This is a genomic window from Scytonema sp. UIC 10036, assembly GCF_009725235.1.
Genome location: NZ_WJFC01000158.1, coordinates 23,687 through 32,028 on the forward strand (window position 1 = coordinate 23,687; position 8,342 = coordinate 32,028).

General features: G+C 40.0%; 11 protein-coding genes and 3 tRNA genes. 9 read left to right on the forward strand and 5 right to left on the reverse strand.

Going from position 1 to position 8,342, the window contains the following annotated elements:
* Nucleotides 1–227 precede the first annotated feature (227 nt).
* From F7734_RS44625 to F7734_RS44640, 4 genes are all read left to right on the forward strand, one after another.
* Complete coding sequence (locus F7734_RS44625; RefSeq protein WP_155750790.1) at nucleotides 228–413, forward strand: hypothetical protein; 186 nt, start codon at nucleotides 228–230, stop codon at nucleotides 411–413.
* A gap of 60 nt (nucleotides 414–473) precedes the next feature.
* Nucleotides 474–558, forward strand: a tRNA-Tyr gene (locus tag F7734_RS44630).
* Nucleotides 559–562: 4 nt separating this feature from the next.
* A tRNA-Ser gene (locus F7734_RS44635) sits at nucleotides 563–652 on the forward strand.
* 14 nt (nucleotides 653–666) lie between these two features.
* Nucleotides 667–749: transfer RNA gene (locus tag F7734_RS44640), tRNA-Ser, on the forward strand.
* Nucleotides 750–823: 74 nt separating this feature from the next.
* Here the strand turns inward: F7734_RS44640 and F7734_RS44645 are convergent.
* Entirely contained in the window at nucleotides 824–991 is a 168-nt protein-coding gene (locus F7734_RS44645; protein ID WP_155750791.1) for a hypothetical protein, read from the reverse strand.
* Nucleotides 992–1,318: 327 nt separating this feature from the next.
* On the opposite strand from F7734_RS44645, the gene F7734_RS44650 reads away from it, so the two are divergent.
* The 4 genes from F7734_RS44650 to F7734_RS44665 all read left to right on the forward strand — a co-directional run bounded on the left by F7734_RS44650 (nucleotide 1,319) and on the right by F7734_RS44665 (nucleotide 3,938).
* Nucleotides 1,319–1,471, forward strand: coding sequence for a hypothetical protein (locus F7734_RS44650; protein ID WP_155750792.1), 153 nt, complete (start codon nucleotides 1,319–1,321; stop codon nucleotides 1,469–1,471).
* Between the two features lie 459 nt (nucleotides 1,472–1,930).
* Nucleotides 1,931–2,296: a hypothetical protein gene (locus tag F7734_RS44655; protein ID WP_155750793.1), complete on the forward strand. Its 366-nt coding sequence runs from the start codon at nucleotides 1,931–1,933 to the stop codon at nucleotides 2,294–2,296.
* A 253-nt stretch (nucleotides 2,297–2,549) separates the two neighbouring features.
* Nucleotides 2,550–3,089, forward strand: coding sequence for a Dps family protein (locus F7734_RS44660; protein WP_155750794.1), 540 nt, complete (start codon nucleotides 2,550–2,552; stop codon nucleotides 3,087–3,089).
* An 81-nt stretch (nucleotides 3,090–3,170) separates the two neighbouring features.
* Nucleotides 3,171–3,938, forward strand: coding sequence for a ChaB family protein (locus F7734_RS44665; RefSeq protein ID WP_166482529.1), 768 nt, complete (start codon nucleotides 3,171–3,173; stop codon nucleotides 3,936–3,938).
* Between the two features lie 76 nt (nucleotides 3,939–4,014).
* On the opposite strand, the gene F7734_RS44670 is transcribed toward F7734_RS44665, so the two are convergent.
* From F7734_RS44670 to F7734_RS44685, 4 genes are all read right to left on the reverse strand, one after another.
* On the reverse strand, nucleotides 4,015–4,443 hold the full coding sequence (locus F7734_RS44670; protein ID WP_155750795.1) for a TIGR02588 family protein: 429 nt from the start codon (nucleotides 4,441–4,443) through the stop codon (nucleotides 4,015–4,017).
* Nucleotides 4,440–5,339, reverse strand: coding sequence for a TIGR02587 family membrane protein (locus F7734_RS44675; protein ID WP_243147413.1), 900 nt, complete (start codon nucleotides 5,337–5,339; stop codon nucleotides 4,440–4,442). Before F7734_RS44675 ends, F7734_RS44670 begins: the two co-directional genes overlap by 4 nt.
* 324 nt (nucleotides 5,340–5,663) lie before the next feature.
* A complete protein-coding gene (locus F7734_RS44680; protein WP_155750796.1) occupies nucleotides 5,664–5,933 on the reverse strand; it encodes a GlsB/YeaQ/YmgE family stress response membrane protein in 270 nt (89 codons plus the stop codon).
* A gap of 363 nt (nucleotides 5,934–6,296) precedes the next feature.
* Nucleotides 6,297–7,016: a response regulator transcription factor gene (locus tag F7734_RS44685; RefSeq protein WP_038085408.1), complete on the reverse strand. Its 720-nt coding sequence runs from the start codon at nucleotides 7,014–7,016 to the stop codon at nucleotides 6,297–6,299.
* 522 nt (nucleotides 7,017–7,538) lie between these two features.
* Between F7734_RS44685 and F7734_RS44690 the strand changes: the two genes are divergently transcribed.
* A partial coding sequence (locus F7734_RS44690) for a PAS domain S-box protein (protein WP_155750797.1) occupies nucleotides 7,539–8,342 on the forward strand: 804 nt, incomplete at its 3' end.

Consider the following 8,342-nt stretch of genomic DNA (forward strand, 5'->3'; position numbering starts at 1 on the left):
TGCATTTCCAGTTACTACAACAAATAACGTAAAAACGAGTTGTTTGAAGCGTCTTTATATGTGTTTTAGACGTAGAGATAAAGCACAACGCTAAATATAGTAATTGTTCCCAAGAATTTCCAAATATTTTCCTAAAACCCCTTGACACAATATGTAGTATTTATGTAGTATTAAGTAATCAAGCAAAAGACAAAAACTTCTAAACAAAAAGAACTCAGGAAACAGTTATGTTATACATCTTTTTACTTCTACAACTTAAACCCCCTCCAAAAGAGGAAGAGAATCAAAAAATATCTATTCTCGAAAGCGAGGAATTAAATTTACATTCTAATAATGAGACTAAGACAAAAACACCTGAATATCTCCAGAGAATACAAGAAATTCATTATCTAGAACGACAGTTGTTTTTGTAGTTAATTTTGTAAACACTTATAAAATTTTCGTGTCTACAATTCCCGTTGAGGCTCTTGTTTGGGTTGGTATCCAAGCTGGTTAAAGGGACTCGACTGTAAATCGAGAGCTTATATGCACGCGGGGGTTCAAATCCCTCCCAACCCATTACGGAGAGGTGGCTGAGTGGCTAAAAGCATCCTCCTGCTAAGAGGAAACGGGTAGTTAATACTCGTCGCGAGTTCAAATCTCGCCCTCTCCGCCTTATTCCCTCATGGAAGGTGCTGCCGACAGGACGGCAACTAGTCTTGAAAACTAGAGTACAGGCAACTGTAGGGGTTCGATTCCTCCATCTTCCTTCCTCACACCTAGGCAAAAATAGTGACGCGGGATATAGCTCAAAGCAAGAAAAAGACAATCAACACGAGATTGATTACTGGCAAAGGCTGGAACCATCTATACTGAGTCTGGTACTGAGTTTTGGTGCCTTAATAGGCTTGCCCTTCCCTGCTTTTCTCGTATCAGCAGCCATATTTTTTGCTGCTACTCTAGTTTTCCAACGAACAGCAGAATATATTGAGAAAGAACGCCAACTCAACATTGATTTCCTTGATGCTTTAACAATTAGTCTTCATACTTCCCTAGGCAACTGCTTTGCTCCAGCATTCATGTTGAGCCTATTTATTTAGATAGAAGATAAATAATATTTAAAAAATATAAATAAATCAATAATGTGATCGCACCTACTTGATGCGTCTCCGCGTCCCCTAGTCTCCGCGTCGCACTTCGAACGTGCCATTCGGGCTGGCTCCCCAACCTACGTGTTTTCGGATTTTTAGGCAAAACCCGACAAGTATTGAGACCACTTCTTGGAGCCATTTTTGATGCTCTGATTAATTTTATAGACAGTATCTAAAATATCAATAAAGTGCGTACAGGTATTCTGTATGGGCGGTTTAAGACTGACGTTTGGGAGAATTTACTGTCTAAAGCAAAAGCGATGACACAAAAGCTAAAGTCAGCCGTCATGTTCGTGTTACCTAAGCGAGAGCAAAAAAAAGCAGGTCATGATGTTGTGTGAGTTAAAGCTGTTAGCATAAAATAGAGCTTATAGCAAAACATTAGCTTGCACTTGTAACTACAAGCAATCTCTAGCAAAGCCACTAAAAGTGGACAAATTGGGTCTATCTGTAGATTGATTTTAATACAGGTAAAAGTTCATTCTTGAGGTCGATACATAATCCAGCGCTTTCATATTAGAAAAAGAATAAGCTAACCCATGTGGATAGGTATCCTTGAAGAACGCGATCGAGCTAGTGATGGCAGAAGCGTATTTATGAAAAGCTTGAGCTTTTGTCTCAAGGTAAGATTGCTTTGTTATGACTGTGTTGAAAACTCTTTCAAAAGATACCAATTGCCGTTAGTTGTTGTGGTATTCAAAACTCATAACAGGTAAGCGCTTATTATGGGGTTTGTCTGTTTGTGGTTAAAGCCATGTGTGCGTGATTTTTGGATAACCTAATCATTAGGAGGAATTTAAATGAAGAAAGTAGGTTTTGGCTTATCTATGCTGCGTCCAGTACGTTTTGTCATTGTTGCAATTACTTGTGCCTTGTTGTTTTTCTCTAATACTGTCGCTGCTTCTGCAACAGTTGGTACCAACACCAGCAATCCTAAAGAAGCTACAACACAGTTACTAGAGACACAGAAAAGAACTGATGAAGCCTCTGCAAAACCACCTCTCAGTGCTGAAGATCAAATTGAGGCAACAAAGGGCGGTGGGCTAAATGAAATTCAGGGAACCGCCGATATTGAGAAGATGAAGCGTCCTGAAAATTCACGCAATGCAACAACAGTAGAAGATGAAGTGAAGAATTTGTTAAACAAAGTAACTGGTAATGACTAAGTAACATTTCATACTTTTTACTGAATCGGGATATCTTTTTTTGAAATGCATTTCAAAAGTAAATAGCTGCTCAAAACGTTAGGTTTTGAGCCGTTGGTTAAAGACTATACCAATCTTACCAATAGGATAGGCATCTTGACAGCTGATTGCAAGATGCCTATTTCTATTTCTCACGATCTTTCCTTAGGTTGATGATGATACGGGATAGAATTTGTGAACTTAATTAAAGAAGATAGCTGAGGGATACCAAACAATGCGTAAATTAAATATTGGTTTATCAGAAGAACAACGTCAAGGCGTGATTGAGTTGCTAAATAAAGATTTGGCAGATGCCTACGTACTTTTAGTTAAAACTAAAAAGTTCCATTGGGATGTTGTGGGACCTCAATTCCGTACTCTTCACGAACTTTGGGAAGAACAGTATCAAACGCTCACAGAAACCATTGATGCTTTAGCTGAGCGAGTTCGGACTTTGGGCGGATACCCAGTAGGCACTTTGCAAGGATTTCTAGATATTGCCACTCTTAAAGAGGAAGGTGGTAATGTACCCACAGCGACTGAGATGGTGGCTCGATTGGTAGACGATCACGAGCAAATTATTCGCAACTTACGGGAACATATAGATCGCAGTAGTGATGATTTCCACGATGAAGGAACTGCGGATTTCTTAACTGGATTGATGGAAGGACACGAAGAAATGGCTTGGATGCTGCGTTCTTTCATTGAAGGACAGTCTATTCAAGCTGACGGTTCAAATAGACTAGAACAAACAAAAACCCCTGTAGGCGTTTAAGGCATTATGGACTGGGGATGTCGCCAGTCCCTAGTCCCCAATTCCTAGTCCCCAGCCCCCATTAATAAAAGGAGTATCCAGGTGGCAGAAGCATACAAAGCAGAACGTACTATCTCAGCTGTTTTTAAAGAGCAGAACCAAGTTAATGATGTCATTCGACGTTTATTAGATCGAGGTGTATCAAGAGACCACATCTCGGTTATGGGTCGAAACTTTCAATCAGAAACCCGAATTGCTGGTTTCATTAGTAAAAGAGATGTCATTTTAGGAGGATTGAGAACAGGAGCAATCTTTGGCTCTTTGTTCGGTTCCTTCCTCAGCTTGCTGACTGGTGTTGGTGTACTGTTTATTCCTTTTGTCGGTCCCATTGTTGCCGCAGGTCCTATTGGTGCAATACTACTAGGGGCTGCTAGTGGTGCGATCGCAGGTAGCGCTGGAGCAGGTTTAGTATCTGTCTTAACTGCATTGGGAATGCCAGAAGACAAAGCAGCGATTTATCAAACTCGCTTGCAAGCAGGTGAATTCCTAGTTATGACAGAAGTTCCTGCAGAACGTTCTGGAGAGTTTCAACTTCTACTGCAAAGTGCAGGTGGCGAAGAAGTTCATACAATCGAGCAAGCTTTACCTCGTGCATGTACTAGTGGTTGTAACAGCCCAGAGGATTTATCTCCAGAGATTCGCTCTCATCTTTCTGTTGAAGCTCAAAACACATTCATTGAGCGCTACAATAACGTCCTAAAAGAAACCAACGATGAATCTAAGGCTGAACAAGCTGCTTGGGAAACAGTTCATCAGCGATATGATGAAGACGAAAACGGTGTTCTTTCTAAAGTAAAAACCACTGTTTAGTATGTATGTTAGGTTGAGGAGCGAAACCCAACCTAGGGCAATTTATAACTCGTTGGGTTTCGTTCCTCAACCCAACCTACGGCAATTTATAACTAGCAACTCTTATAATTAACTCACCTTGTCGAGGATCGCGGCTAAAGATAAAAGCTCCTTTCTCCGTTTCATTAGTAGATAAAAAATCGATCTGAATATCGCCTGTTTCCGTCACTTCACCATTCATCCGTAACTCAGCAACAACCTGAATTGACTCTGCCGTTTCTCCCCCTGTATTAACAACCTCAAAGGGAACATAAAAATGCCCGTTAACTTGTCGAATAGCTTGTTTGTTGCTCACGGAAAGGACAGGAGGTTCTTGCTTATCGTTCAGCCAAGTGTAGCATACTAAACTAACAACTACTGCTAGGATAAATGATGCGGCTCCAAAAGTAACCCACTCTGCTAGACTGCGCTTTGGTTGCTGTTGTTCTCTGTAAGAATCTGTAAGTTCGTTTATTTGTTGGCTCATACTGCTAACCTTCCTGCTGCGCCTCCGATAGTTGCTGGTAAGCCTAGCAGCACTGTGTGTTCCAACCAGATTGTCCAAGGATCGTTAAAAGTTAATTGCTGAAAGAACCACAACATAAATGTAGCTGCTAGCAGTGAAACTAGGTAAGACATTACAGTTTCACTTAAAGGTCTTTGAAAAATTCCTTTTTGCTGTCTGCGCTTTTGCTGATTTGAAAATCCTGCTTCAAACACAATACCGTAGGAAATTACCAAAGATGAAGCAAGAATAATCAATACCCAAGGAGGAGAAACTGCTGCTGCTAACATTGGGACTTCGTCTGTAGGTGCGATGTTAAAAGCAATTACAGTTGCACCAATTAAGGTTGCACCAATATCAGCAAGAGTCGCGCTTAACTCTTGAGAATTTTGATTGTTTTTGCTGTTTGTTTGTGCTTGTGCATCGGGGTTACGACTATCTCCTAAAAAATGGTTAGCTAAAGCGACTCCTAAAGTAAACGGGACACTTTCAAAAACAGTTTTCCCTAAAGCTTCTTTCAGAGGTGTAGTCGGTGTAATTTCTTGTAATAATATCAATACAAAAGCAGAGCAGGATACCCCTATCGCCATAGCTTCTACTGTGTCTGTTATTGATTGATAAGGTGGGCAGTTTCGCCTGTGTTTCTTAAAGCCTTCTGTACGATTCAGTAAGAAAACTACAACGAACATAAGCGCTACAGCCAACAACACCATTGGTGGTTTTGCTCTTGAACCAATCCACCACACTTCCATTGTATAAAGTAAAGGGATACCAAATAAAAATCCTCCACAACTACCCCTAATGATGTCATTTATCTCACTCTTCCAAATTTTTTTCTTACGATTTTTGGCTATCTCCATAATGCAGTTTTCACTCATTTTTTATCTGGGTATAAAAATTATAAATGATTTTAAGTAGTAATGCCCACCACACAAGCTTTTTGTGCGGTATAGCCCTACCTACGAGTTTACAAATCAAATACGATTGCTATATATGTAAATACTATTATTAAATATCATTTTTTTATTTTAAGTGAAATAAAAAAATGATTCGGTTAATCTGATAAATTAATTAACCGAACCTTTTACATTTTTCGCTCATATTATGAAAATTATTAAGTTTTTGTGATAACTCCACTGTTTAAATGACCAGTTACGTATATGGTTCTTAATTGGTCACTGGTCACTGGTTACTGGTCACTGTTAAGCAGCACTACGAGTTACTAAGCCCCACAAGAAGATCGCAATCATTGCTCCAAGAATTGCTACAAGTAAACCGGGAATACTCAAGCTAGCAGCAGCAAATTGTAGCGTTCCCGTTTCCAAGAAAGTAACTAAAGCACCTCCGATGAAAGCACCAACAATACCGAGAATCATTGTGGCAATAATTCCACCACCTTGATGACCGGGATAAATAGCTTTGGCAATTGCTCCAGCAATTAGACCTAGTACAATCCAAGCAATGATATTCATAGCTTAAATTCCTCATTTCTTAATGATTTAGAAACTAATTTATCAAAATAAATTGAGTCCCTCTTCTATCACAAGTTCAGTGAGTATTCTGTCGCAAGAGTTATAAATATTGTTGTCAGTGGTTAGTTGTTATTTGTTGGTAGGGGCGCAACGCCTTGCGCCCGTACATAATTAGTGGTTAATCTATAAAATTGTTATAGGGTGGACAAATTTTGCCCACCCCACCTTACAGAGACTTTATACTCTCAATTGTCTATTATTTTGTAAATTTTAGGGCAGACTGTTCCCCATCCCAAGTAATAGTTAAATTTAACTGAAAAATCTGGCAGAACTCGTAAAAAAGTTCATTGCTCCTCATCAGTTTTATGCAACTAACCCAGAACGGAGAGCACGAACAGCAGCCTGAGTACGGTCATCAGCGCAGAGTTTGTTCAGAATGTTGCGGACGTGGGTTTTGACTGTACCAACTGTGATATACAGCTTCTCAGCAATTTGTCCGTTGCTGCATCCAGCTACAATCAACTCTAGAATCTCTAGTTCCCTTTGTGTCAGTGGGTAGGTTTCTAGGACTTGCTCGTACTCTGAAGATAGTGCTTCTATTTTGACGGTTTTCGGCTTATCGGTAGGCTGATCTTCAGGTAACCCTTGCCGCATTTGACGCAGTACAACATTAGCGATCGCCGGATCTATCCAGGAGTTACCCGTGTGAGTTGCTTGGATTGCCTCTGTTAGCTTATCGATGCTAGTATCTTTCATATAGTATGAGTCAGCCCCTGCGGCGAAAGCGGCAAGCACTGCATCTTCAGTGTGCTCCATCGTCAGCACCAGAATTTTTGTTGACGTGTCGCCTGTTTCTGCTTGCCACTGTCTAAATCTTCGGGTCAGCTCAATTCCATCTATATCGGGTAAACCAATATCCACAACAGCAACATCTGGCTTAGCAGTTTCTAAAAGTTTTAATCCTTTACTAGCATTTGGTGCTTCGCCAATAACTCGAAGTGTGCTGTTAGATTGTAATGCAGCTTTCAGCCCCATCCGTGTTAGGTCATGATCCTCAATGAGAACAATACTAATTTCGCTCATCGCTACACTCGCTCGCTCCTGGTTGCATCTGTCAATAGCCGACTAAAACGCAAACGTTTTTATTATTTTTCAACACCCAGGATAGATGATATTTACTCCATCTTGCATCCACCGATAGAAATAAGGTATTTCTTATCTATTTGTCATTGGATACAGATCGATATCTAGCTTGAGATATATGGCTCCTTTACAAAATGTTGTGGAATACTTATACAACTTCTATTTCTTACCATGTCGGGTTTTGAGGTTCGTGCAAGGTATGTAAATCGGAGACGTTTCATTCTTACTTTATCTCTCATCTAAACTCACGTACTAAATCCTATTAATAATCTCCAGTCACAAGATTAAATTTTTATTATTAATTGCAAAAATGTTAATATTTTATATTAAGAAAAGTAATTTCTGGATTAAGTATGATAATGACTATAGAAAAAGAGATTGTAGCACTCTTATTGAATTTCAACAACTTAAGATATGCTGAAGCATTCTAAATCTGGTACAACCAAATTAGAAAATTGCAGAATGAACCCACGTTTAGAGGCAGAAAATATACAACTAGAGCTTTACGTCGAGATTGTTAAAAATATGCAATTCGGCTTGATTGTATGGCATCTAGAAGATCCCAACGATGTGACTTCATTCCGATTAGTCACTAGCAACCCTGCAGCCAGCCGCCTTACAGGAATGCCTCTTCAAGACTTTGTCGCCAAACGGATCGCGGAATGTTTTCCTAGTGCGTACAAAGAAAACAGAGGGACTTTGGAATTGTATGCGGAAGTTGCGGTGTGCGATCGCCACATAGACCAATATGAAGCTTACTGTAGCGACGAAAGCATAGGAGGCAAATTTTTTAGCATTAAAGTGTTTCCCTTACCAAATCGGTGTATTGGAATTGTATTTGATAATATTACACAACAAAAGCAAGCAGAGCAAGCATTACGCGAGACGGACGAACGGTTTCGTGCAACTTTTGAACAAGCAGCCGTTGGTATTGCTCATGTAGCAATGGATGGTCGATGGTTGCGAGTTAACCAAAAATTATGTGAAATGGTTGGTTACTCCCATCAAGAACTTTTAGAACAAAGGTTTCAGGACATTACCCATCCAGACGACTTGGAAAATGATTTAAACTGCATCAAGCAACTGCTAGCAGGTGAAATTGAGCATTATTCATTGGAAAAACGCTACATCCATAAGGATGGCTCAATTGTTTGGATCGATTTGACAGTTTCTCTAGCAAAGGAAGAAAGAGGAGAGGGAAAAGACAAGGGAGAGGGGGGAGACAAGGGAGAAGATTCTACCTTGTCCCCCTTGTCCCCCTTGTCC

Bases quoted from the DNA above. Each gene is read 5' to 3' on its own strand.
- F7734_RS44625 (WP_155750790.1), top strand. From the start codon at position 228: ATGTTATACATCTTTTTACTTCTACAACTTAAACCCCCTCCAAAAGAG.
- F7734_RS44645 (WP_155750791.1), bottom strand. From the start codon at position 991: ATGTTGAGTTGGCGTTCTTTCTCAATATATTCTGCTGTTCGTTGGAAA.
- F7734_RS44655 (WP_155750793.1), top strand. From the start codon at position 1,931: ATGAAGAAAGTAGGTTTTGGCTTATCTATGCTGCGTCCAGTACGTTTT.
- F7734_RS44660 (WP_155750794.1), top strand. From the start codon at position 2,550: ATGCGTAAATTAAATATTGGTTTATCAGAAGAACAACGTCAAGGCGTG.
- F7734_RS44670 (WP_155750795.1), bottom strand. From the start codon at position 4,443: ATGAGCCAACAAATAAACGAACTTACAGATTCTTACAGAGAACAACAG.
- F7734_RS44675 (WP_243147413.1), bottom strand. From the start codon at position 5,339: ATGAGTGAAAACTGCATTATGGAGATAGCCAAAAATCGTAAGAAAAAA.
- F7734_RS44680 (WP_155750796.1), bottom strand. From the start codon at position 5,933: ATGAATATCATTGCTTGGATTGTACTAGGTCTAATTGCTGGAGCAATT.
- F7734_RS44685 (WP_038085408.1), bottom strand. From the start codon at position 7,016: ATGAGCGAAATTAGTATTGTTCTCATTGAGGATCATGACCTAACACGG.